Origin of the sequence: Afifella sp. IM 167, assembly GCF_020144925.1 — a bacterium.
GTDB lineage: Bacteria > Pseudomonadota > Alphaproteobacteria > Rhizobiales > Afifellaceae > Afifella.
In genome coordinates this window covers 112,723-136,879 of record NZ_NSLC01000002.1, presented here as the reverse complement: position 1 = coordinate 136,879, position 24,157 = coordinate 112,723, and the positions used below count along the sequence as shown (strand labels likewise).

Annotated in this window: 24 protein-coding genes and 3 tRNA genes; all 27 read right to left on the bottom strand. The window is 64.5% G+C overall.

Annotation, left to right across the window (positions count from 1 at the left end; translation table 11 throughout):
- Positions 1-2: 2 nt before the first annotated feature.
- The 27 genes from nuoL to CLD20_RS03120 all read right to left on the bottom strand — a co-directional run bounded on the left by nuoL (position 3) and on the right by CLD20_RS03120 (position 24,006).
- Positions 3-2,048 (bottom strand): NADH-quinone oxidoreductase subunit L, encoded by a 2,046-nt coding sequence (nuoL, locus tag CLD20_RS03250; RefSeq protein WP_224405165.1) that lies wholly within the window; start codon positions 2,046-2,048, stop codon positions 3-5.
- A 5-nt stretch (positions 2,049-2,053) separates the two neighbouring features.
- Complete coding sequence (nuoK, locus tag CLD20_RS03245; protein WP_224405164.1) at positions 2,054-2,362, bottom strand: NADH-quinone oxidoreductase subunit NuoK; 309 nt, start codon at positions 2,360-2,362, stop codon at positions 2,054-2,056.
- Entirely contained in the window at positions 2,359-2,973 is a 615-nt protein-coding gene (locus CLD20_RS03240) for an NADH-quinone oxidoreductase subunit J (protein ID WP_224405163.1), read from the bottom strand. The genes nuoK and CLD20_RS03240 overlap by 4 nt, the downstream gene beginning before the upstream one ends.
- Positions 2,974-3,082: 109 nt before the next feature.
- Positions 3,083-3,571: an NADH-quinone oxidoreductase subunit NuoI gene (gene nuoI, locus CLD20_RS03235; protein WP_224405162.1), complete on the bottom strand. Its 489-nt coding sequence runs from the start codon at positions 3,569-3,571 to the stop codon at positions 3,083-3,085.
- Complete coding sequence (locus CLD20_RS03230) at positions 3,568-4,044, bottom strand: GFA family protein (RefSeq protein ID WP_224405161.1); 477 nt, start codon at positions 4,042-4,044, stop codon at positions 3,568-3,570. Before CLD20_RS03230 ends, nuoI begins: the two co-directional genes overlap by 4 nt.
- Positions 4,044-4,268, bottom strand: coding sequence for a hypothetical protein (locus tag CLD20_RS03225; RefSeq protein ID WP_224405160.1), 225 nt, complete (start codon positions 4,266-4,268; stop codon positions 4,044-4,046). Before CLD20_RS03225 ends, CLD20_RS03230 begins: the two co-directional genes overlap by 1 nt.
- A 10-nt stretch (positions 4,269-4,278) precedes the next feature.
- Positions 4,279-5,340 carry an NADH-quinone oxidoreductase subunit NuoH gene (gene nuoH / locus CLD20_RS03220; protein WP_224405159.1) on the bottom strand — a complete coding sequence of 354 codons (1,062 nt, stop codon included), beginning with the start codon at positions 5,338-5,340 and terminating at the stop codon, positions 4,279-4,281.
- A gap of 7 nt (positions 5,341-5,347) precedes the next feature.
- Entirely contained in the window at positions 5,348-7,453 is a 2,106-nt protein-coding gene (gene nuoG / locus CLD20_RS03215; protein WP_224405158.1) for an NADH-quinone oxidoreductase subunit NuoG, read from the bottom strand.
- A gap of 25 nt (positions 7,454-7,478) precedes the next feature.
- Entirely contained in the window at positions 7,479-8,177 is a 699-nt protein-coding gene (locus CLD20_RS03210; protein WP_224405157.1) for a hypothetical protein, read from the bottom strand.
- A 26-nt stretch (positions 8,178-8,203) separates the two neighbouring features.
- Positions 8,204-9,511 (bottom strand): NADH-quinone oxidoreductase subunit NuoF, encoded by a 1,308-nt coding sequence (nuoF, locus tag CLD20_RS03205; protein ID WP_224405156.1) that lies wholly within the window; start codon positions 9,509-9,511, stop codon positions 8,204-8,206.
- Positions 9,512-9,514: 3 nt separating this feature from the next.
- The gene (locus tag CLD20_RS03200) at positions 9,515-10,153 is read right to left on the bottom strand and encodes a hypothetical protein (protein WP_224405155.1); all 639 of its coding nucleotides are present in this window, start codon (positions 10,151-10,153) and stop codon (positions 9,515-9,517) included.
- 86 nt (positions 10,154-10,239) lie between these two features.
- A complete protein-coding gene (gene nuoE / locus CLD20_RS03195; protein ID WP_224405154.1) occupies positions 10,240-11,394 on the bottom strand; it encodes an NADH-quinone oxidoreductase subunit NuoE in 1,155 nt (384 codons plus the stop codon).
- Positions 11,394-12,584, bottom strand: a complete 1,191-nt coding sequence (locus CLD20_RS03190) for an NADH-quinone oxidoreductase subunit D (RefSeq protein ID WP_224405153.1) — start codon at positions 12,582-12,584, stop codon at positions 11,394-11,396. Before CLD20_RS03190 ends, nuoE begins: the two co-directional genes overlap by 1 nt.
- A gap of 71 nt (positions 12,585-12,655) precedes the next feature.
- Positions 12,656-13,264 (bottom strand): NADH-quinone oxidoreductase subunit C, encoded by a 609-nt coding sequence (locus CLD20_RS03185; protein WP_224405152.1) that lies wholly within the window; start codon positions 13,262-13,264, stop codon positions 12,656-12,658.
- Positions 13,265-13,273: 9 nt separating this feature from the next.
- On the bottom strand, positions 13,274-13,852 hold the full coding sequence (locus CLD20_RS03180) for an NADH-quinone oxidoreductase subunit B family protein (RefSeq protein ID WP_370636788.1): 579 nt from the start codon (positions 13,850-13,852) through the stop codon (positions 13,274-13,276).
- Positions 13,843-14,208 (bottom strand): NADH-quinone oxidoreductase subunit A, encoded by a 366-nt coding sequence (locus CLD20_RS03175; RefSeq protein ID WP_224405150.1) that lies wholly within the window; start codon positions 14,206-14,208, stop codon positions 13,843-13,845. Before CLD20_RS03175 ends, CLD20_RS03180 begins: the two co-directional genes overlap by 10 nt.
- Before the next feature lie 138 nt (positions 14,209-14,346).
- Positions 14,347-15,048 (bottom strand): CPBP family intramembrane glutamic endopeptidase, encoded by a 702-nt coding sequence (locus CLD20_RS03170; RefSeq protein WP_224405149.1) that lies wholly within the window; start codon positions 15,046-15,048, stop codon positions 14,347-14,349.
- A gap of 98 nt (positions 15,049-15,146) precedes the next feature.
- The gene (locus tag CLD20_RS03165) at positions 15,147-15,704 is read right to left on the bottom strand and encodes a helix-turn-helix transcriptional regulator (RefSeq protein WP_224405148.1); all 558 of its coding nucleotides are present in this window, start codon (positions 15,702-15,704) and stop codon (positions 15,147-15,149) included.
- Complete coding sequence (locus CLD20_RS03160) at positions 15,704-16,327, bottom strand: cytochrome b/b6 domain-containing protein (protein ID WP_224405147.1); 624 nt, start codon at positions 16,325-16,327, stop codon at positions 15,704-15,706. The genes CLD20_RS03165 and CLD20_RS03160 overlap by 1 nt, the downstream gene beginning before the upstream one ends.
- Before the next feature lie 274 nt (positions 16,328-16,601).
- A tRNA-Asp gene (locus tag CLD20_RS03155) sits at positions 16,602-16,678 on the bottom strand.
- 184 nt (positions 16,679-16,862) lie between these two features.
- A tRNA-Val gene (locus tag CLD20_RS03150) sits at positions 16,863-16,938 on the bottom strand.
- 133 nt (positions 16,939-17,071) lie between these two features.
- Entirely contained in the window at positions 17,072-17,347 is a 276-nt protein-coding gene (locus CLD20_RS03145; RefSeq protein WP_224405146.1) for an HU family DNA-binding protein, read from the bottom strand.
- Positions 17,348-17,514: 167 nt separating this feature from the next.
- Positions 17,515-19,944 (bottom strand): endopeptidase La, encoded by a 2,430-nt coding sequence (lon, locus tag CLD20_RS03140; protein ID WP_224405145.1) that lies wholly within the window; start codon positions 19,942-19,944, stop codon positions 17,515-17,517.
- Between the two features lie 210 nt (positions 19,945-20,154).
- On the bottom strand, positions 20,155-21,435 hold the full coding sequence (gene clpX, locus CLD20_RS03135) for an ATP-dependent Clp protease ATP-binding subunit ClpX (RefSeq protein WP_224405144.1): 1,281 nt from the start codon (positions 21,433-21,435) through the stop codon (positions 20,155-20,157).
- Between the two features lie 149 nt (positions 21,436-21,584).
- On the bottom strand, positions 21,585-22,217 hold the full coding sequence (locus CLD20_RS03130; protein WP_224405143.1) for an ATP-dependent Clp protease proteolytic subunit: 633 nt from the start codon (positions 22,215-22,217) through the stop codon (positions 21,585-21,587).
- Between the two features lie 222 nt (positions 22,218-22,439).
- Positions 22,440-23,819, bottom strand: a complete 1,380-nt coding sequence (tig, locus tag CLD20_RS03125) for a trigger factor (protein ID WP_224405142.1) — start codon at positions 23,817-23,819, stop codon at positions 22,440-22,442.
- Positions 23,820-23,921: 102 nt separating this feature from the next.
- Positions 23,922-24,006: transfer RNA gene (locus CLD20_RS03120), tRNA-Leu, on the bottom strand.
- Between the last annotated feature and the right edge of the window lie 151 nt (positions 24,007-24,157).

The window sequence follows — 24,157 nt, the reverse complement described above, 5'->3', positions numbered from 1 at the left end:
CGTTACCCAGCAAACATCATCCAGGTGACGAGCACGGCGACACCGATCAGCATCACGAAGGCGTAGTGGTAGAGGTAGCCCGACTGCAGCTTGACGACCCTTCCGGTGATATCGACGACGCGGGCGGAAATGCCGTCCGGCCCCAGCCGGTCGATCGTGCCCTCGTCGCCCCGCCGCCAGAGAAAGCGGCCAAGGCCGAGAGCCGGCCGCACGAAGATCGCGTCATAGAGCTCATCGAAGTACCACTTGTTGAGAAGGAAGCGGTAGAGAGCGCCCATTCTGCTGGAGAGAGCCTTCGGCGTCTCCGGCTTGAGCACGTAGAAGAAGAGAGCCGTAAGGAAGCCGAGCACCATGGCGATGAACGGCGCCGCCTTCACCCATGACGGCACATGGTGAATCTCTTCCAGAATCTCGTTGCCATGGGCTGTGAAGATCGCGCCCTTCCAGAACTCGGCCGTGCTCTCCGCACCGATGAAGGCGGCGCTGAAGAGCAAGCCGCCGAAGAGCGCGCCGGCCGCCAGCACATAGAGCGGGATCAGCATCACCTGCGGGCTTTCGTGCATGTGGCTCATCACCTCGGTGGATGCCCGCGGCTTGCCATGGAAGGTCATGAAGACGAGGCGCCAGGAATAGAAAGAGGTGAAGGCCGCGGCGACGACGAGCATGACAAAGGCGAAGCCGGCCATGACGTTGTGGCCCATGAAGGAGGCCTCGATGATGGCGTCCTTGGAGAAGAAGCCGGCCGTCATCGGAAAGCCCGTCAGGGCGAGCGTGCCCGCCAGCATCATGGCGTATGTGATCGGGATCTTTCTCCACAGCCCGCCCATCTTGCGCATGTCCTGCTCGTCGGAGACGGCATGGATGACCGAGCCCGCGCCCAGGAAGAGCAGCGCCTTGAAGAAGGCGTGGGTGAAGAGGTGGAAAATGCCGATCGAATAGGCGCCGACGCCGAGCGCGACGAACATGTAGCCAAGCTGCGAACAGGTCGAATAGGCGATGACGCGCTTGATGTCGTTCTGCACCAGGCCGACCGTCGCCGCGAAGAACGCGGTCGCCGCGCCGATGAAGGTGACCACGGTCAGCGCCGTCGTTGAATGCTCGAAGACGGGAGACATGCGCGCCACCATGAAGACGCCGGCCGTGACCATGGTCGCGGCGTGGATCAGGGCGGAAACCGGGGTCGGGCCCTCCATGGCGTCCGGCAGCCAGGTATGCAGCGGCAGCTGCGCCGACTTGCCCATGGCGCCCATGAAGAGAAGCAGGCAGACGACGGTGAGCGCGCCCTGGCCGGTCCAGACGGAGCCGAACATGTCGAGCGCGGCGCCCTCGCCTTCGGCCACCGCGCCCGCATTGGCGAAGATCGTGTCGAAGGAGATCGAGCCGAACAGTACGAAGAGGCCGAAGATGCCGAGCATGAAGCCGAAATCGCCGACCCGGTTGACGATGAAGGCCTTCATCGCGGCCGCGTTCGCCGAGGGGCGCTGATACCAGAAGCCGATGAGGAGGTAGGAGGCGAGACCGACGCCTTCCCAGCCGAAGAACATCTGCAGGAGGTTGTCGGACGTCACCAGCGCCAGCATGGCGAAGGTGAAGAAGGACAGATAGGCAAAGAAGCGCGGCCGGTGCGGATCGTGGCTCATATAGCCGATCGAATAGACGTGCACGAGCGCGGAGACCGTGGTGACGACGACGAGCATGACGCCCGTCAGCGCGTCGATGCGCAGTGTCCAGTCGGCTGTGAGATCGCCGGATTGCAGCCAGGAAAGCACCTGCACGGTGAAACCGGGCCTTGAGCCGAGCGCGATGTCGAAGAAGGCGACCCAGGACAGCACGGCGGTGATGACGAGGAGGCTAGAGGTGATCACCTCCGCCGCCCGCGAACCGGCGGCCGCGTGATGGTGGTGGTCGCCCTGGTGGGCCTCTTGGGTGGCCCCGCCCCGACGCTCGCGGACCGGCTCCGCCGGATGGCGGCCCGCCGCGCCGAAGAGCGAGATCAGGCCCGCAATGATCGCTCCGAGCAGCGGGAGGAAGACGATTGCCGTGTACACGCCGCTCAGCCCCGCATCATGTTGATGTCTTCCACCGCGATGGAATGACGGTTGCGGAAGAAGACGACGAGGATCGCCAGGCCGACGGCCGCTTCGGCCGCCGCGACCGTCAGGACGAAGAGCGCGAAGATCTGTCCGACGAGGTCGCCGAGGAAGGAGGAGAAGGCGACGAAGTTGATGTTGACGGCCAGCAGCAGCAGTTCGACCGACATCAGGATGATGATGACGTTCTTGCGGTTGAGGAAGATGCCGAAGACGCCGAGGGTGAACAGCACCGCGGCGACCGTCAGATAATGGCCGAGACCGATGGTCATATTCCCTGCCCCGTTTTGACTTTCACGAGCTCCACGGCAGCCTCGCGCGAGCGACCGACCTGGGCGGAGATGTTCTGCCGCTTCACCCCTTCCTTGTGCCGGAGGGTCAGCACGATGGCGCCGATCATCGCAACGAGGAGGACGAGCCCGGCCATCTGAAAGAAGAGGATGTACTTGGTGTAGAGGATCGAGCCGATGGCGGCGATGTTGGTCATCTCCGAGAGCGGCGGGATCGGCTGGGCAACCTGCGCGGCCGTCTCCGGCGAGACGAAGGCGCCGCCGAGGACGACGATCAGTTCGGCAAGCAGGACGAGGCCGACCAGCGCGCCGACCGGAAGGTATTGCAGGAAGCCCTGGCGCAGCTCGACGAAATCGACGTCCAGCATCATCACCACAAAGAGGAAGAGGACGGCCACCGCGCCGACATAGACGACGACCAGGATCATCGCCAGAAACTCCGCGCCGAGCAGGACGAACAGGCCCGCGGCGTTGAAGAAGGCGAGAATCAGGAACAACACCGAATGGACCGGATTGCGCGCGGATATGACCATGAAGGCCGAAGCGATGGTCACGGCTGAGAAGAGGTAGAAGAAGAGCGGCTGAAGGATCATCTGGTCCGGGCTGCTGTGCGGTGCGGCAAGTGTTTAGCGAAGGCCCGCCGGAGCGTCCAGCCGTGGCCGGGCGGATTTGGCAAAAGCCGGTGAAAGCCGTTCATCGCCCTTAGCGATACGGCGCGTCGAGAGCGATGTTGCGAGCGATCTCCCGCTCCCAGCGGTCGCCGTTATCCAGAAGCTTGTTCTTGTCGTAGTAGAGCTCTTCGCGCGTCTCCGCGGCGAACTCGAAATTCGGGCCTTCCACGATGGCATCCACCGGGCAGGCCTCCTGACAGAAGCCGCAGTAGATGCACTTCACCATGTCGATGTCGTAGCGCACGGTACGGCGGGTGCCGTCGTTGCGGCGCGGGCCGGCTTCGATGGTGATGGCCTGCGCCGGGCAGATGGCCTCGCACAGCTTGCAGGCGATGCAGCGCTCCTCGCCGTTGGGATAGCGGCGCAAGGCATGCTCGCCGCGGAAGCGGGGCGACAGATGCCCCTTCTCGTGCGGGTAGTTGAGCGTCGTCTTCGGCGCAAAGAAATAGCGCATCGCGAGCACGGTCGCGGATACGAACTCCCTGAGCAGCAGCGAATTGGCGGCCTGCCCGATGCTCATCTGCGCATCCTTCCTGATTCCTCGCCGCCGGCAGAACCGCCGGCCAGCCTCTTGCGGGAGCTCGTCTCCAACCTCTCCGCGTTGTCTTCAATATGCAGCCACGGCAGGCGCCGCGAATCGTAGCTGTGGAGCTGCGGCTCCATCTCGCCCGCCTGGTCGAGAATGCCGAGCGGAACGTAGACCTGCCCCGGCAGATAGTCGAAGCGCGAGGCGAGCGGCGAACCGCATTCAGCGCAGAACGAGCGTCTCACGCCCGGCGCCCCGGGAGCCGCGCGCCCCTCGTCCGGCTCGAAGCTCAGATGGCCTTCCGCAAAGCCCGCGAAAGCGGCGGCCGGCGCGCCTGTGACCCGCCGGCAATCGTCGCAATGGCACCAGGCCACGACCTCGGGTGCACGCATCGCACGCACGGCGACCGCACCGCAATAGCAATGGCCGGTGATCGGCGCCGTCGCGGCCTCCGCCCGCCCTTCCATCATTGGCCTCCAAAGCTGCTGTAGAGCAGCGGACCGACGAACCAGCCGACTATCGGAAATAGAACCAGCTGCAGCTTCCTGGCGAAATCGAGCGCGCCCATGCCGGAGCTGCGCTCGCCGCGCTGGCGCGCGCGGTCGACGATCACGCCGAAGAGGACATAGTCGGCGATGGCGAAGGCAAGTCCCACCGCCCCGCCGATCCAGGAAAGCTGGCTCTCGGTCATGACCGGCGCCTCACGTGGCCGCCGGCACGCCGCCCCAGCCCGTGAGCTGGAGGATGAAGGCGACGATGACGACGGCGGCGATGGAGAGCGGCAGGAAGACCTTCCAGCCGAGGCGCATGAGCTGGTCGTAGCGGTAGCGCGGCACGATCGCCTTCACCATCGAGACCGCGAAGAACATGAAGCAGAGCTTCAGCGTGAACCACACGACGCCGGGGATCCAGGTGAAGGGCACCACGTCGACCGGCGGAAGCCAGCCGCCGAGGAAGAGCGTCGTCGCCAGCGCGCAGATCACCGTGATGGCGACGTACTCGCCGAGCATGAACATCATGTACGGCGTGGAGCCATATTCGACCATGAAGCCCGCGACGAGCTCCGATTCGGCCTCCGGAAGGTCGAAGGGCGGCCGGTTCGTCTCGGCGAGGCCCGAGATGAAGAACATCACGAAGAGCGGGAAGAGGGCCAGCCAGTGCCAGTCCAGAAGGCTGCTCGGCAGGCCGAGCATGGTTCCCGGGCCCTCGGTCTGGGCCATGACGATGTCGGAGAAGTTCAGCGAGCCGACGCACAACAGCACCGTGATGATGATGAAGCCGATGGAGACCTCGTAGGAGACCATCTGCGCGGCGGAACGGAGCGAGCCGAGGAAGGCGTATTTGGAGTTCGACGCCCAGCCGCCCATGATGACGCCGTAGACCTCGAGCGAAGCGATGGCGAAGACGTAGAGAACGCCGACATTGATGTCGGCGACCGCCCAGCCCGCATCTACCGGGATGACCGCCCAGGCGGCGAGCGCCAGCGTCGTGGACAGAAGCGGCGCCAGCAGGAAGATCGTCTTGTCGGAAGGCGCCGGAATGACCGGCTCCTTGAGGACGAACTTCAAAAGGTCGGCGAAGGACTGGAAGAGCCCCCAGGGGCCGACGACGTTCGGGCCCCGGCGCATCTGCACGGCCGCCCAGATCTTGCGGTCGGCATAGAGCAGATAGGCGACCCCGATGAGCAGGACGACCAGGAGCAGGAGGCTCTGGCCGACCATGATCGCGCCCGGGATCAGATAGGTGTGAAGGAAACCGTCCATGTCTCGCCTACTCCGCCGCTTCCGCACGCGGTCCGAGGCGGAGCGCGGAGCATTCGGCCATCACCGCGGAGGCGCGGGCAATGGGATTTGTCAGGAAATAGTCCTTCACGGGGCTTGCGAAAGGCGCGTCGCCAAGATCGCCGCCCTTGCCGGAAGCGAGCCTCTTCAGCCCGTCGAAGGAGGTCTCGGGGATCGTGTCGAGCGCCATGAAACGCGGGTCGGCCTCGTAGAGGCGCGCGCGCAACTCCGGCAGCGAGTCGAAGTGCAGCTTGACGCCGAGGATTTCTGAAAGCGCCCGCAGGATCGACCATTCCTCGCGCGCCTGTCCCGGCGGGAATACGGCGCGGTTGCCCATCTGGATGCGACCCTCCGTGTTGACGTAGGTGCCGGATTTTTCCGTGTAGGCCGCACCCGGCAGGATGACGTCCGCCCGGTGGGCGCCACGGTCGCCATGGCTGCCGATATAGACGACGAAGGTCTCGCCGAGCTTGTCGAGCGGCGCCTCGTCCGCCCCCAGGAGGAAGAGGACGTCGAGCGGCGCCGCGCCCTCCAGCCCAAACATCTCGGCGGTCGAGCAACCGCCCTCGCCCGGCACGAGGCCGAGATCGAGGCCGCCGACGCGCGCGGCCGCCGTGTGCAGGATGTTGAAGCCGTTCCAGTCGTCGGCAAACGCGCCAACCTTGTCGGCAAGGCTCGCCGCGGCCGCCAGCACCGCGCCTCCGTCGGAGCGGGAAAGCGCCCCCTGCCCCAGAATGATCATCGGGCGCTCCGCCTCCTGCAGTACCTGCAGGAAGTCGTTCTCGCCTTTGGCAAGCGCGGCGAGCGAGGCCGGCCCCGCACCGAGATGGTCATAGGCGTAGGTGAGGTCCGCCGCCTCGCCGATCACGCCGATCCGCGCCCGGCCGGCGCGCCAGACCTTGCGGATGCGCGAATTGAGAACCGAGGCCTCGACGCGCGGATTGGTCCCGATGAGAAGGATCGCATCGGCATCCTCGATACCCGCAATGGACGAGCCGAAAACATATCCGGCGCGGCCGTGTTCGGGATGGAGCGCCGAATAGGGTTCGCGGCAGTCGATGTTGGGGCTGCCGAGCCAATGCATCAGGCTCTTCAGGGCGAACATCTCCTCGACCGTCGACAGATCGCCGGCGATGGCGCCGATCTTGCCGGCGCGCGTCTGCTTAACCTTGTCGGCGATGGCCTTGAAGGCTTCCGGCCAGGTGGCCGCGCGCAGCTTCCCGTTCTCGCGCACATAGGGGCGATCGAGGCGCTGGGTCCTGAGGCCGTCGAAGATGAAGCGCGTCTTGTCGGAGATCCACTCCTCGTTCACCAACTCGTTGGTGCGCGGCAGGACCCGCATCACCTCGGTGTTGCGGCTGTCGACGCGGATCGCCGAGCCGAGAGCGTCCATGACATCGATCGATTCGGTCTTCAGCAGCTCCCATGGCCTTGCCTTGAAGGCGTAGGGCCGCGAGGTCAGCGCCCCAACCGGACACAGGTCGATGACGTTGCCCTGCAGCTCGGAGGTCATGGCGCTTTCGAGGAAAGTCGTGATTTCCATATCCTCGCCGCGCCCGGTCGCGCCGAGTTCGGAGACGCCGGCGACCTCGGTGGTGAAGCGGACACAGCGCGTGCAGTGGATGCAGCGCGTCATGATGGTCTTCACCAGCGGGCCGATATACTTGTCCTCGACGGCGCGCTTGTTCTCCTGAAAGCGCGAAGAATCGACGCCGTAGGCCATCGCCTGGTCCTGCAGGTCGCATTCTCCGCCCTGGTCGCAGATCGGACAGTCGAGCGGGTGGTTGATGAGCAGGAACTCCATCACCCCCTCGCGGGCCTTCTTGGTCAGAGGCGAGCGGGTCAGCACCTGCGGCGGCTCGCCGTTCGGGCCGGGCCGGCAGTCGCGCACGGCCCAGGCGCATGAAGCGACGGGCTTGGGCGCGCCCTTCAGTTCCACCAGGCACATGCGGCAATTGCCGGCGATCGACAGCCGCTCGTGGAAGCAGAAGCGCGGAATCTCCGCGCCGGCCGCCTCGCATGCCTGCAGGAGCGTGTAGGTCGCGGGAACCTCGACCTCCACGTCGTCAATGATGAGCGTTCGTGTATCTGCCATGTCCTGTCCTGCGCGCCAGCCGCTATCAGCGGCCGGCCGCCATCCGTTTTTCCGCCTGTTCCTGCCAGTGGCATCGCTCCACCTGGCGGGTGAAGCTGAGGTAGTCGTTGATCCAAGCGATCTCCGCCTCGCTCCAGGCGGCGATCTGGTCGTAATGATAGATGCCGAGATCGTTGAGCACGATCTCGAGCGCCGCGCTGATGCCCGCGATTCGTTTCAGATCGTCGGGCCGTCCCTCGCGTGGGAACTCAAGCCCCTCGGGCCTTTTCGCGCGCGCCGGCAACCCGGCGCGCTTCGGCTTTGTGCGATCGACCTTCTTTGCCCTGGCCGGCTCCTTCGCCGCGATCGGCTGAAAACCCCTGGCCTGCGGCGCGGCATCCTCGGCCTCCGCCTCGGCCCTCGCGGCAGCTTCCTCTTCCTCGGCCCGTTCCATCACCGCGTGAAGGATCGGGCGGGCAAGCGCCTCCACCGGAGGGGCGGCGAGATCGACCGGCGCAACGTCTTCCGCGACGGGGGCGGCCTCGGCCGAAGGCCTGGCGGGCGCCGCTTCCCGGCGCGGCGCGCGCAGATCCCGGCGGCGCTCAAGGATGCCCTTGATTCCGATGGCGGTGCCGAGCGTGACAGCCGCGCCGAGCGTGAGAAAGGCCAGCGAATGCGACACGGCCGCAATCACCATCTTCTCGCCGGTGCTGGAGCCTGCCATCGGCCGCTCGTCCTCGCTCATCGTCTCAGATCCCTCGTCGCTCGCGTCTATTCCGCAGCTTCCAGGACGACACGATTCTCCGTCCGGGGATTGGCGGAATAGCTGTCGATGCGCTTTTCGATCTCCGGCCGGAAATGGCGGATGAGGCCCTGGACGGGCCATGCCGCGGCATCGCCGAGCGCGCAGATCGTATGGCCTTCGACCTGATAGGTGACTTCGAGCAGCATGTCGATCTCGCGCTTTTCGGCCTCGCCGCGCGCCATGCGCTCCAGAACGCGCCACATCCAGCCCGTGCCCTCGCGGCACGGCGTGCACTGTCCGCAGCTCTCATGCTTGTAGAAATAGGCGATGCGGGCAATGGCCCGCACGATGTCCGTCGACTTGTCCATGACGATGACGGCCGCCGTGCCGAGACCGGATTTGAGAGCGCGCAGCGAATCGAAGTCCATCGGGCAGTCGATGATCTGCTCGGCCGGCACGCAGGGCACCGACGAGCCGCCCGGAATGACGGCGAGGAGGTTGTCCCAGCCGCCACGGATACCGCCGCAATGGCGCTCGATCAGCTCGCGGAACGGGATCGACATCGCCTCTTCCACCGTGCACGGCTGATTGACGTGCCCGGAGATGCAGAAGAGCTTGGTGCCGGTGTTGTTCTCCTTGCCGATGCCGGCGAACCAGCCACCGCCGCGACGCAGGATCGTCGGCGCCACGGCGATCGATTCCACGTTGTTGACCGTGGTCGGACAGCCGTAGAGGCCGACATTGGCCGGGAAAGGCGGCTTCAGGCGCGGCTGACCCTTCTTGCCTTCAAGGCTTTCCAGGAGGGCCGTCTCCTCGCCGCAGATATAGGCGCCGGCGCCGTGCGCGATGAAGACGTCGAAATCCCAGCCGCAGAGGTTGTCCTTGCCGATGAGACGGGCCTCATAGGCCTCGTCTATGGCGCGCTGCAGCGCCTCGCGCTCGCGGATGTATTCGCCGCGAATGTAGATGTAGCAGGTGTGCGCGGCCATCGCGAAGGAGGCGATGAGGCAGCCTTCCACGAGGGTATGCGGGTCGTGACGCATGATCTCCCGGTCCTTGCAGGTACCGGGTTCCGATTCGTCGGCGTTGACGACGAGATAGTGCGGGCGGCCGTCGGATTCCTTCGGCATGAAGGACCATTTGAGGCCGGTGGGAAAGCCCGCCCCTCCCCGGCCCCGCAGGCCCGACTTCTTCATCTCGTCGATGATCCAGTCGCGGCCCTTGGCGATGAGGTCCTTGGTGCCGTCCCACTGGCCGCGCTTCTGCGCAGCTTTGAGGCCCGGATCGTGCAGGCCATAGAGATTGGTGAAGATGCGGTCTTTATCGGCGAGCATGCCTCAGCTCTCTCGGTCTTTGCGGACGAAACCCGCAATCTTCTCAAACAAAAGGCCCGTGCCGGCCATGAGCACGAAGGCCTGAAGCGCCATCACCAGCGCCGCGGAGAGATCCTCGCGCTGGAAACCGTCATTGAAGACGCTCTGCAGGCCCCATTCGATGCCCATGATCGTCTGCGGATCGATGAAGGTCGTGTAGAGGAAGCACAGGAGGCCGGCGGCAACCCCTGCCGTGAAGGCCCGCGTGCGCAGGGTCCGCGTACGGACGAGATGGACCGATTGCACCATCTCGCGGATGCCCCTGAGGGCCAGGAAGCCAAAGCCGGCGGCGAACAAGGGCAGCATGGCGAGCGAGACCGGATGGGCGAAGCCGCGCTCGGAGATCGCATAGGCGAGCGCGAAGCCTGCGAAGGCGACCGCGCCGTATTTCGGCCAGTGCCGCTCGATGTGCGAGCCATGGAAGGTAGGCCGCTCGCTCTCTCCCGGTCGGTAGATGGTGTTGCGGCTGGCCATCTTCCGCCCGGCGCCGCTTTCCGGCGGCACATGAGCGCTGCCGTGATCGACAGACCCCGCATAGATGTTCAGCGAGCCCGCGCCCTTATCGCCGCCGCGACGCCCGAATGCCTGCCGATCGTTGCTCATGAAAGCAACCCCCCGCTCAAGCCATGCAAGCCGGGTACCAACACAAGCATCCGATAGCCTTACCGGCCGCAGGCTGATTGCAGGCATCAGCTCTTGCCCCGACCTGCGGAGAAGGATTTCGCCTGACCGATCCAGTCGTCGCGCTCGATCCGGCCCGGGAAGGACAGAAACGTGCCGACCCAGGCGACTTCCTCATCGCTCCAGGCGGCGATCTGGTGAAAGTGCCAGATGCCGAGGCCGTGGAGTTTTTCCTCCAGCACCGGCCCGACACCCGATATCTTCTTCAGGTCGTCTTTTTCGCCTTCCGGCTCGGCGAGCGCCTTCGGCCGACTTCCGACCTCGTCGGCAGCAGCCTGTGCGCTGGAGGCCGCGTCGGAGGGATCGGAGCGGGCCGCTTCCTCGTCGGCGCGACCGCTGCGGGACGGACGCGCCGCCTTTTCGGCCTTGCTGTTCTTCGCCGCCGACTTCTCAGAGCCCTTCACGTCCTGCTGGGGTTCCTCGGGGGCACCGCCGGCGGTCGTCTCGTTGGCCGGATGCGGCTCCTTCTCACCGACGGAGGCCTTGCCCTCGGGCTGCGCCGGCTGGGCGTGCGCCGGTGCGGGGCTCGCCTTCCATTCGCGCGGCGAGCGGTCCGAGCCACCTTCCACATCGTTCAACGTGGTCGGGCCGGAAAGCGGGGCGCCGAACTGGCGATCGTTCTGGGGACCGGGCGTCGGCGTCTCGCCACGCGCGAAGGCGTCCAGCACCGCCCCAAAACTCTCCGGCGTCAGATCCTCGTAGGTGTCGGAGAAGATCTGCACCATCGGCGCGTTCACACAGGCGCCGAGGCACTCGACCTCCTCCCAGGAAAAGTCTCCGTCCGCGGAAACCTCGTGCGGATCGTGCGCAATGCGGTTGCGGCAGACCTTCTTGATATCCTCCGCGCCGCGCAGCATGCAGGGCGTGGTGCCGCAGACCTGCACATGCGCCTTCCTGCCCACCGGAGCGAGATGGAACATCGTGTAGAAGGTCGCGACCTCCAGCACCCGGATCTTCGGCATGTCGAGCATGTCCGCGACAGTCTCGATCGCGGGCTCCGACACCCAGCCTTCCTGCTCCTGCGCCCGCCACAGCAGCGCGATCACGGCCGAGGCCTGCCGGCCGGGCGGGTATTTGGCGATCTCGCGCTCGGCCCAGGCGCTGTTGTCCTGGCTGAAGGCGAAATTCTCGGGCTGAACTTCAGCGAGACGACGGACGGCCATCAGCGATCCACCTCTCCAAAAACGACATCGATCGAGCCGAGGACGGACGACATGTCCGCCAGCATGTGGCCCCGCGAAATGGAATCGAGACCGGCGAGATGGACGAAGCCCGGCGGCCTGATCTTGCAGCGATACGGCTTGTTGGTCCCGTCGGAGACGAGATAGACGCCGAACTCGCCCTTCGGCGCCTCGACCGGCGCGTACACCTCGCCCGCCGGCACGTGATAGCCCTCGGTGTAGAGCTTGAAATGGTGGATGAGCGCCTCCATCGAGCGCTTCATCTGGCTGCGGCGCGGCGGCACGACCTTGCCTTCCTGCGCCGAGATCGGGCCCGCCCCTTCCGGCGAATTCAGCCTCTCGCAGCACTGCTTCATGATGCGCACGGACTGGCGCATCTCGTCCATGTGCAGCAGGTAGCGGTCGTAGACGTCGCCGTTCTTGCCGACCGGAATGTCGAAATCATAGGTCTCGTAGCCGTCATAGGGCTGGGATTTGCGCAGATCCCAGCGGGCGCCGGCGCTTCTGAGGACGATGCCTGAAAAGCCGCGCCGCCAGGCTTCGTCGAGCGTCACGACGCCGATATCGACGCAGCGCTGCTGGAAGATGCGGCTACCGGTCAGAAGCCCCTCGAGGTCGTCGCAGACCTGAATGAGCGGATCGCAGTAATTGTAGATGTCCTCGATGAGCTGCGGCGGCAGATCCTCATGCACCCCGCCCGGCCGGAAATAGGCCGCGTGCATGCGCGCGCCCGAAGCGCGCTCGTAGAAGCACATCAGCACTTCGCGGGCCTCAAAGCCCCAGAGCGGCGGGGTCAGGGCACCGACGTCGAGGGCATGCGTAACGACGTGCAGGAGATGGGAAAGGATACGCCCGATCTCCGAATAGAGGACGCGGATGATCTGGCCGCGCTTGGGCGCCTCGATGCCGAGAAGGCGCTCGGTCGCCAGCGCGAAGGCGTGCTCCTGGTTCATCGGCGCGACGTAGTCGAGCCGGTCGAAATAGGGCACCGCCTGCAGGTAGGTCTTGTGCTCGATCAGCTTCTCGGTGCCGCGATGCAGGAGGCCGATATGCGGATCGACGCGCTTGACGACCTCGCCGTCGAGCTCAAGCACCAGGCGCAAAACACCATGCGCCGCAGGATGCTGCGGCCCGAAGTTCACGTTGAAGTTGCGAATATCAGCTTCGGACATCGGCTCCGGTCCACACGTTCGGGCGGCGAGGACCGGCTCCCCTCACCCAATCACTCTTCACGATTTGCAACTCACGAGCTCGCTTTCTCGTCCCCGGGCAGGTTGTATTCCGGCCCTTCCCAGGGAGAGAGGAAGTCGAAGTTGCGGAATTCCTGCTGCAGCTTGACCGGCTCGTAGACGACGCGGCCGAGATCGTTGTCGTAGCGGACCTCGACATAGCCGGTCAGCGGAAAGTCCTTGCGCAGCGGGTGACCCTTGAAACCGTAATCCGTCAGGATACGGCGCAGGTCCGGATGGTTCGCAAAGAGGATGCCATAAAGGTCGTAGGCCTCGCGCTCGAACCAGTCCGCGCCCGGGAACACCTCCACCGCCGACGGCACCGCCGTATTCTCGTCGGCCTCGACCTTGACGCGGATGCGCGCGTTCTGGCGCGGGCTGAGGAGATGGTAGACGACGTCGAAGCGGCGCCTGCGGGAAGGATAGTCGACGCCGCAGACATCGATGATGCAGACGAACTGCAGCCTGGCATCGTCACGCAGGAAGCGAAGTGTCTGGACGATATCGACCGGATCGACCGTGATCGTCAGCTCGCCATAGGCGATGACGGAATTCTGCACGCGGTCGCCGAGATGTCCGGCAATGTGGGAGGCGAGGTCCTCCAGGCTCTCGGTATCAGCCATGTCGCGCTCTCACCGCTCGATCGTGCCGGTGCGGCGGATCTTCTTCTGCAAGAGCATCACGCCATAAAGGAGAGCCTCCGCCGTCGGGGGGCAGCCCGGCACGTAAATGTCTACCGGGATGACGCGATCGCAACCGCGCACGACGGAGTAGGAATAATGGTAGTAGCCGCCGCCGTTGGCGCAGGAGCCCATGGAGATGACGTAGCGCGGCTCGGGCATCTGGTCGTAGACCTTGCGGATGGCGGGCGCCATCTTGTTGGTCAGCGTCCCGGCGACGATCATCACGTCCGACTGGCGCGGCGAGGCGCGCGGGGCGAAGCCGAAGCGTTCCGCATCGTAGCGCGGACCCGACATCTGCATCATCTCCACGGCGCAGCAAGCGAGCCCGAATGTCATCCACATGAGCGAGCCGGTACGCGCCCAGTTGATCAGCTCGTCCGTGGAGGTGACCAGAAAACCCTTGTCGGCGAGCTCGTTGTCGATCTCGCTGTAGAAGGCGTCGCCGTCGGCCGGAGGACGGGAGGAATATTGTTCGTCGGGCCGAGGATGGAAATCGTCGACGCGCGGCGGCGTCCCCGTCAATCCCATTCCAGAGCTCCCTTCTTCCATTCGTACACGAAGCCGATCGTCAGAACGGCCAGAAAGAGCATCATCGACCAGAAGCCGAACCAGCCGATGGAGTGAAACGCCACCGCCCACGGAAACAGGAACGCCACCTCAAGGTCGAAGATGATGAAGAGGATGGCAACCAGATAGAAGCGCACATCGAACTTCATGCGGGCATCGTCGAAGGCGTTGAAGCCGCATTCGTAGGCGGAGAGCTTCTCCGGGTCCGGCGCCTTGTGGGCGACGATGAACGGCGACACCAGTAGCGCAAGGCCGATGACCAGCGCGATAGCGATGAATACGACGATGGGCAGGTAGCTGAGTAGAAGCTCGTTCATGCTAAGGCCGGCGCGTCCGGTACCCGGTATCTATCGGCGCTCGGGGGAGCGTCAATGGGTTGCAGCGAGATCGGCCGAAGGAGGTTCCGCTCGGCCTTCGGTCAGTTAGACCGACGCCAGTCCGCGCGCAACCCTCACTCATCCCCCGGCGCTCAGATAGAAGTACCTCCCCAGGCCGACGGTGAAGGCAAGGTTGCCGTAGAGCGCATGTTCCAGCCAGATCGGCCAGAAGGCCCTGCCCCGCTCAAAGCGCCAAGCGAGCAAAAGGCCGAGGCCGAAAGCGCCTGCCACGGAGACCCAGCTTCCGAAAATGACATGGGCGAAGGCGAATAGACTCGCATTGGCCCCGATCGCGACCGCCGGGTGCGGCCCGAACAGGGGCCGGAAGCGCTGGAAGAAGAGCACCCGGTAGAGAAGCTCCTGCGGCAGCGCCGAGACGAACGGGTAGAAGCAGACGATCATCGCCCACAACTCCGGCCGGGTTCGCGGCAGCGAGAGGAAGGCGTGCGGGAGGACAAGCCAGGTGCCCAGGGCAATCAGCGGCGCGAGGACGAGGAACGTCGCGCCGACCGCGCGCAGGCGCCCAGCGGTGCCCTCAAGGCGCAGGATACGCCGATCGAAGCGACCATCCAGCCAAAGGGCGAGCAGGAGGAACGGGAGCGCAAGCGCGAGGAGCGCAAACACGCGCATCTGCCAGTTGACGACGGCGTAGTGGATGGCGAGCGGCGCGCCGAGATAGACAAGCGCGGCCTCGCCCGCCAGCCGCACGCGGCGGCGGGCGTTTCCGATGCGGGATGCCACCGGCTCGGTCTCCGCCCCTTCCCTTTCCCGGTACTGCATCATGGTTCCCGTGAAGGCTCGGCGCCGTCCTGGGCGCATGCGCGATATAGAGGATGGCATGCCGCGCTCAAAAGTGGTCCGGAGACCAACTTTTTGCTTCAGCCGGCGCGATCACGCTCCCTGCTGGAACGCGCATGCCCTTCCAGACCGGGCATCGGCCCGGCGAGCAGGTCCTCGATGAACAGGGACACCAGCTGGGCGCGGCCCGAGACGCCCGCCTTCGCATAGATGTGCGCGAGCTGCGCCCGCACGGTGCCGGGCGCGGATCCCCGCATCTCGGCGATATCGCCGAGATCGACACCTTTCAGGGCGAACAGCGCCACCTCCGATTCGGCTGGCGTCAGCGCCCATTCGTGAAAATAGTTCTGTATGAGATCGCCTAGTGCGCCGGAGGCGGCGGAAAAGGCCGCCTCGCTGCGCCGTGCCCGTTCCATGGCGCGGCGCATCTCCAGACCTCCGAAGATCACGCCAAGGACCAGCGCGAAGGAGACGGCGGCCTCGAAAATCGTGTGAAGCCCCGCCCCGCCCAGACTGAAATCGGCGATGACGTCGGAGACGAAGAACACCGCCGCAAAAGCCTGGACGGCGAGAAGCGCGGCCAGGACGACCGGCTGACGATCGCCTGCGCCGAAAAACGCTCGCCGCCCATGCTGCATCAAAGAGAGTCCGAGCGGGTGCCCGTGACCATGCCCCTTACGAAACCGGTCCCGAAACGCCGGGTCTCGAAGGCAACGCCCGCCACATGCAGGGCAGCCAGGACAAGGAGAAGATTCGCAGCCACTTCATGCACCTCCTTCAGGACGCCACCTTCCTCTCCATCACGCTCGCCGCGATTCTCGCCCGCCTCATCATGCTCGGCGAATGTGGCGGCAACCTCCTGGCGCGGTTCGAGCGTCTTCAGCGGAGAGCCCGCCATGGCGATGCCCGTTCCCGTGACGACGATGAGCGTTCCCCACAGAGCATATACCATGAGCGCCCCGAGCGGATTGTGGGAGCGGTGCTCGCTGTTCTCGCCCTTCGCCATTTCCCTGGCGTAGCCGAGAGCGGCGGCGGGACGAGGCGGAAAGGCGGAAAAGCGCGCCTCCTCCGTTCCGATGAGGCCCCATACGAGACGCAACGCCAGAAGCGAGAAGGCGCCGTATCCGAGCCAGATATGCAGGGCCGAGCCTCCCTCGTCGAGGAGCCCGTTGACGAGGACGACCGCAGCGATGCCCCAGTGGGTAAGGCGCACGAGCGGGTCCCAGCCGCGCACACGCCCTTCTCGCACGGCAGCGCTCATCGGAGTTCCCCCTTTGCAATCGTCGCGGCAGACGCAGTGACGTCGATATCCAGCATTGGCCTTTCCCTTCTTCAGCACCGGCGTGAATCGCCTGCGGAAGATGAACTGGACCGCGCTATCGCCCCCGGCCATCGGCGAAGCGCTTAGGAAGGTGCGAATAAGCAGATGCTGACGGTGAAACGAGCGCTATTGGCGGAACGGGCGCGAAGGCCGAAACGCAAAAAGGCCGGTCAAATGACCGGCCTCGTCGGACCAAGATTGGCCGAGAAGAAAATGGCGGGAGTGACGGGGCTCGAACCCGCGACCTCCGGCGTGACAGGCCGGCACTCTAACCAACTGAGCTACACCCCCGCGGGTGGCGCGATTGCGCTGTCTGGCAAAACCGACTGCGCTCGGCGCGTCGGCGAGATAGGTCAGCCAGAAGACCCTGTCAAGCGAAGCGAGGGGCCCGACGACAAGTTCGTCGCAATAGGCCTCATCGTGTCGCGGCGGATGCACCAAATCCCCCTGTCAGCATGAAGCTCCCAGGCAGACATGGTGGGCGGTGACAGGCTCGAACTGCCGACCCTCTCGGTGTAAACGAGATGCTCTACCAACTGAGCTAACCGCCCGCCTCATCCGTCTATAAGGCAGGTTCGCCGCTGACAAGCGGCAGGGCTCTGATGGGCTGGGTGAAAAGGAATGCCCCGCCTTCAGGCGGAGCGGGAGAGGCCGGGGGGCCGACCTCCCGTCCGGCGGTGCGGGCTAGCCGTTCACCGCGTCTTTCAGGCCCTTGCCGGGCTTGAACTTGGCCTGCTTGGAAGCCTTGATCTGGATCTTCTCGCCCGTCTGCGGATTGCGGCCCGTGCTCGCGGCGCGCTGGGAGATGGAGAAATTTCCAAACCCGAGAACGCGCACTTCCTGGCCCTTCTTCAGCGCATCGGTGATGCAGTCGAAAACCGCGTCAACCGCTTCACCGGCCTGCGCCTTCGACAGATTGGTCTGATCGGCCACAGCGGCAGCCAGTTCGCCTTTATTCATCATATATCTCCCTTCAATGGACCAGCGATTCGAGGCGGCACCTTAGCATCGCAGCTAACGATCCCGCGCGGAAAAAGGTCGAAATCCTCAAGAAAACAGCGCGTTTTAGCCTCTTTGAACGGCAAACGGCCCGGAAGGTTCCGGGCCGTTTGGGATCAAAGGTGCACTTAGTGCGCAATCATGCCGGAAGAGGCTTCTTCGTCGGCGACATCGGAGCGTTTCGGCTCGTCCTTCACCTCGCTCCATTCGATCGCCACCGGCTCACGCACCAGGGCATGACGGAGCACCTCGTCCATGCGAGCAACCGGGATGATCTCCAGCCCACTCTTCACGTTGTCCGGGATCTCGGCGAGATCCTTGGCGTTGTCCTCGGGGATCAGCACCATCTTGATGCCGCCGCGGAGCGCCGCCAGGAGCTTCTCCTTGAGACCGCCGATGGGCAGGACGCGGCCACGCAGCGTGATCTCGCCGGTCATGGCGACGTCGCGGCGGACCGGAATGCCGGTCATGATCGAGACGATCGCCGTCACCATCGCAATGCCCGCCGACGGGCCATCCTTCGGGGTCGCGCCCTCCGGGACATGCACATGGATGTCCTTGCGGTCAAAGAGCGGCGGCTCGATGCCGAAATCGACGGCGCGCGAGCGGACATAGGAGGCCGCCGCCGAAATCGATTCCTTCATCACGTCGCGCAGGTTGCCCGTGACGGTCATCTTGCCCTTGCCGGGCATCATGACGCCTTCGATCGTCAGAAGGTCGCCGCCGACTTCCGTCCAGGCCAGGCCGGTGACGACACCGACCATGTCCTCACGCTCCGCCTCGCCGAAGCGATAGCGCGCCACGCCGAGGAAGTCAGACAGATTGTCGGCCGTCACAGCGATCGACTTCTCTTCGCCCGTCAGGAGCTTCTTGACCGCCTTGCGGGCGATGGTCGCAAGCTCCCGCTCCAGATTGCGGACGCCGGCCTCCCGCGTATAGCGGCGGATCATGGTCCTCAGCGCCTCATCGTCGATGGAGAACTCGCCCTTGCGCAGGCCGTGGTTCTTCTCCGACTTCGGCAGCAGGTGCCGGCGGGCGATCTCGATCTTCTCGTCTTCGGTGTAGCCGGCGATACGGATGATCTCCATGCGGTCCATCAGGGCCGGCGGGATGTTCAGCGTATTCGCCGTCGTCACGAACATGACGTCGGAAAGGTCGTACTCCACCTCCAGGTAGTGATCCATGAAGGAGGAATTCTGCTCCGGATCGAGGACCTCCAGCAGAGCGGATGAGGGATCGCCGCGGAAATCCATGCCCATTTTGTCGATCTCGTCGAGCAGGAAGAGCGGGTTGGACTTCTTTGCCTTGCGCATCGACTGAATGACCTTGCCCGGCATGGAGCCGATATAGGTCCGCCGATGGCCCCGGATTTCCGCTTCGTCGCGCACGCCGCCGAGCGACATCCGGACGAAATTGCGTCCCGTCGCCTTGGCGATCGACTTGCCGAGCGAGGTCTTGCCGACGCCGGGAGGTCCGACGAGGCACAGGATCGGTCCCTTCAGCTTGTTGGCGCGGCTCTGCACGGCGAGGTACTCGACGATGCGCTCCTTCACCTTCTCCAGACCGTAGTGATCGGTCTCGAGAACGGATTCGGCATTGGCGAGGTCGTTCTTGACGCGCGTGCGCTTGCCCCAGGGAATGCCGAGCAGCCAGTCCAGATAGTTGCGAACGACGGTGGCCTCGGCCGACATCGGGCTCATCTGGCGGAGCTTCTTCATCTCCGCATCGGCCTTCTCGCGCGCCTCCTTGGAGAGCTTGGTCTTGGCGACGCGCTCTTCCAACTCGCGCAGTTCGTCACGGCCATCCTCGGAATCGCCGAGTTCCTTCTGGATCGCCTTCATCTGCTCGTTGAGATAGTACTCGCGCTGCGTCTTCTCCATCTGGCGCTTGACGCGCGAGCGGATGCGCTTTTCCACCTGCAGGACGGAGATCTCGCTCTCCATCAGGCCGAGGACCTTCTCCAGCCGGTCGGTGGCGGAGGTGAGCGCGAGGATCTCCTGCTTCTCCGGAATGCGGATCGCCAGATGCGAGGCGACCGTATCGGCGAGCTTGGCGTAATCCTCGATGTTGGCGATCGCGGTCAGAACCTCGGGGCTCACCTTCTTGTTGAGCTTCACGTAGTTCTCGAACTCCGCCACGACGGAGCGCGACAGCGCCTCGACCTCGACCTCGTCGCCAACCGTCTCAGGGATTTCCTCGGCCTCGGCCTCGAAAATGTCCTTGCGATCGGAAAAGCGCTTGATCTCGGCGCGGCTCTTGCCCTCCACGAGCACCTTCACCGTGCCGTCCGGCAGCTTGAGGAGCTGCAGCACGGAAGCCAGCGTTCCGACCTCGTAGATGCGCTCAGGCGACGGGTCCTCGTCGCCCGCATCCTTCTGGGTGGCGAGCAGGATCATCTTGTCCGCCCGCATCACCTCTTCCAGCGCATTGATCGACTTTTCCCGCCCGACGAAGAGGGGAACGATCATGTGCGGAAAGACGACGATGTCGCGAAGTGGAAGGACCGGGTAAATCCCGCCTCCTTCAGCCGATCCGAGGAAACCAGTGGATTCTGTCATAGGGATTCCTTCGCGTTCGCCGGTGGGTCCGACGAATCTGAGTTTAGTGGATGCTCGCTCCCGCGACCACTGCCGCGATGGAAAGCCCGGCCGCGCGGCTGTCAGCCGCCCACGGAAGACGAGCGTCTTGCGTTGCCTGGTAGGTGGAGAGCAGGACCCGCAATGTCAACCTGACGGGTCCTGCTTGCGCTGGGCTTGAAAGCGCCGAGATCAGGCGGAACGGCCTGCGTTCTGCGTCTCGCTGTGGCGCTCGGAGTAGATGTAGAGCGGTCGTGCGCTGCCGCTGACGACATCGGCGGAGATGACGACCTCTTCCACGCCGTCAAGGCCCGGAAGATCGAACATCGTCTCCAGAAGAATCGCCTCCATGATGGAGCGCAGGCCGCGGGCGCCGGTCTTCCGCTCGATCGCCTTCTTGGCGATCTCGGTCAGGGCGTCCTCGTGGAAGGTAAGTTCCACATTCTCCATCTCGAAGAGCCGCTGGTACTGCTTGACGAGAGCGTTCTTCGGATCGGTGAGGATGGAGACGAGCGCGGGCTCGTCGAGGTCCTCCAGCGTCGCGACGACCGGCATGCGGCCGACGAACTCCGGAATGAGGCCGAACTTCAACAGGTCCTCCGGCTCCACCTGGCGGAAGAGCTCGCCGATCTTGCGATCGTCAGGACCGGCGACCTTGGCACCGAAGCCGATGGAGGTCTTGCGTCCGCGATCGGAGATGATCCGGTCGAGGCCCGCGAAGGCGCCTCCGCAGACGAACAGGATGTTCGTCGTGTCGACCTGCAGGAATTCCTGCTGGGGATGCTTGCGGCCACCCTGCGGCGGCACCGAAGCGACGGTGCCTTCCATGATCTTCAGAAGCGCCTGCTGCACGCCCTCGCCCGACACGTCGCGGGTTATGGACGGGTTGTCGGACTTCCTGGAGATCTTGTCGACCTCGTCGATGTAGACGATGCCGCGCTGCGCCCGCTCGACGTTGTAGTCGGCCGACTGCAGGAGCTTCAGGATGATGTTCTCCACATCCTCGCCCACATAGCCGGCTTCCGTCAGCGTCGTGGCGTCGGCCATTGTGAAGGGAACATCGAGGATGCGGGCGAGCGTCTGGGCAAGAAGGGTCTTGCCGCAGCCGGTCGGTCCGATCAGCAGGATGTTCGACTTCGCCAGTTCCACGTCGTTGTTGCGAGCGGCGTGGTTGAGGCGCTTGTAGTGGTTGTGGACGGCCACGGAGAGCACCTTCTTGGCGCCCGTCTGGCCGATCACATAATCGTTCAGGACGTTGTAGATCTCCTGCGGCGTGGGCACGCCGTCGCCGGACTTCACCAGCGAGGATTTGTTCTCCTCGCGGATGATGTCCATGCACAGCTCGACGCACTCGTCGCAGATGAAGACCGTCGGGCCCGCAATCAGCTTGCGCACCTCGTGCTGGCTCTTGCCGCAGAAGGAGCAATAGAGGGTGTTCTTGTTGTCCCCGCTGCTACCGCTGATTTTGCTCATCGGTCACCTCATCCGGCGTGCCAACTGGGTTCGATCGCCGGCTGGCGCCGTCTTTTGCCGCACTGCGGCAGATTGCATTCATCGAACCATCATTGGCCATTCGGTTTCAAGATAAACTTAATGGCTTCCAACCTTTGGCGAACCTTGCGTCACCCCTCACCGCCGGATTCGATGATCGCGCGGTTGGTCAGCACCTTGTCGATCAGGCCAAACTCCTGAGCCTGCTCGGCAGTCATGAAATAGTCACGATCGAGGGTCCGCTCAACGGTCTCGTACTCCTGACCCGTGTGCTTCACGTAAATTTCGTTGAGGCGACGCTTCATTTTGATGATGTCCTCCGCATGCCGCTCGATGTCGGAGGCCTGGCCCTGGAAGCCGCCGGAAGGCTGGTGGACCATGATGCGCGCATTGGGAAGGGCAAAGCGCATGTCCTTCTCGCCGGCGCACAGAAGCAGCGAGCCCATCGAAGCCGCCTGGCCGACGCAGAGCGTGGAAACGGCCGGCTTGATGAACTGCATGGTGTCGTACATCGCGAAGCCGGAGGTCACCACGCCACCCGGCGAATTGATGTAGATGGCGATCTCCTTCTTCGGGTTCTCCGCTTCCAGGAACAGGAGCTGAGCGCAGACGAGGGTCGCCATATGGTCCTCGATCATGCCCGTGATGAAGATGATCCGCTCCTTCAGGAGGCGCGAAAAAATGTCGTATGCGCGCTCGCCCCGGTTGGTCTGCTCGACCACCATCGGCACGAGGTTCATGTAGGTCTCGATCGGGTCTTTCATGAAAGGCCTTCGCTTGGCCCGCAGATGCGGGAATTGGGGATCCGACTCGGCATATCTAGGGAGTCATAGCAATCTGCCAAAGGCGCGTACAACATGGCAGGGCTTCGAGCACACAAAAGGGCACCGCCCTTCCCCGCTGCCGCGGTCGGATGACGCAGCGGCCCGAAGGCAAAAGCCGGCGGCGAGCCGCCGGCAATCACATCGCCGAGAACGCCGAGACGATCAGTGATCGTGCTCGTGATGGTGATGATGGTCGTGATCGTCCTCTTCCTCGGCTGCCAGGAGCTCCTCGCGGCTCACCTTCTTGTCGGTGACCTCGGCGAGCTCCAGCAGATAGTCGACGACCTTCTCCTCGAAGATCGGCGCGCGCAGCGCCTGCACGGCGTCCGGGTTGTTGCGGTAGTGCTCCACGACGCGGTCTTCCTGACCGGGGTAGCGGCGAACCTGCTCGTAGAGCGCACGCTGCATCTCCTCCTCGGTCACCTGAACCTCGGCCTGCTCGCCGATGCGTGACAGGAGAAGGCCGAGGCGCACGCGCCGCTCGGCGATCTTCTGGTAGTCGGCCCGAGCGGCTTCCTCCGTCGTGCCTTCATCCTCGAAGGAACGGCCGTGATGCTCCACGTCGTGCAGGACCTGACGCCAGATGTTCTCGAACTCCTGCTCGACCAGCTTCTCCGGCAGCGGAAAGTCGTGCTTTTCATCCAGCGCGTCGAAGAGCTGGCGCTTGACGGACTGGCGCGTCACGGATCCGTGCTCGCTTTCCAGCTGCGACTTCACCGCTTCCTTGACCTTCTCGATGGATTCGACACCGAGACGCTGGGCGAATTCGTCGTCGAGCTTGATCTCCTGCGGCGCCGCCACCTCCTTCACGGAGACGTCGAAGACGGCTTCCTTGCCGGCGAGATGCGCGGCCGGATAGTTCTGCGGGAACGTCACCTCGATCGGCTTCTCGTCGCCGGCCTTGAGGCCCTTCAGCTTCTCTTCGAAGCCCGGGATGAACTGACCGGAACCGATGACGATCTGGGTGTTGTCGTCCGTGCCGCCCTCGAAGGCCTCGCCGTCGATCTTGCCGACATAGCCGATGGTGACGCGGTCGCCGTCCTTCGCCTTGCGCTTGACTTCCTCATAGGAACGGCCGCTCTCGCCGATCTGCTGCAAGCGCTCCTCGACCTCTTCGTCGGAGACATCGGCGATCGGGCGCTCGACCTTGACGCCCTTGATGTCAACGACCTCGAATTCGGGAAGGATCTCGTAATTGACGGTGAAGGTGAGGTCGGCTCTGGCGGCGAGAATCTCGTTCGCCTCGGCCTCGTCCTCGGTCATCTCCACCTGCGGCTGCATCGCAGCCTTCTCGCCACGCTCGGCGAGCGCGTTACGCGTCGTCTCGGCGACGATCTTCTCCACGATCTCTGCCATGGCCGCCTTGCCATAGAGGCGCTTCAGATGGTCCGGCGGCACCTTGCCCGGCCGGAAGCCCTTGAGCCGAACCTGTCCGCGAAGCTCTTCCAGCCGCGCCGCAAGCCGCTCGTCGAGCTCGCTCGCCGGCACAGTCACACGCAGTTCGCGCTTGAGGCCTTCGGAGAGGGTCTCGTTGATATCCATGTCCTTTTCCCGATCGTGGGGCGAAACTCTCGCCGCGTTTGTGGTCCCGAAGGGCCATCGTTTGAATTTGGAGACTGGTCGCGCCGCGGATGGTCGGGGGCGTGGTGCGGGCGGAGGGACTCGAACCCCCAAGCTGTTAGGCACTTGGACCTAAACCAAGCGTGTCTACCAGTTCCACCACGCCCGCTACTAACCGAAAGCCGGCGCGCCCTGCCAGGGCCGGGGCTCTATATCATGTCCACCTTGGCACACAAGGTGGCGGCGGAATGGGGAAAAGAAAAGCCCTCCGAAGAGGGCAGAGGTCACAATTTTAGGTGCAGCGAGTTGAAGCTACCGCC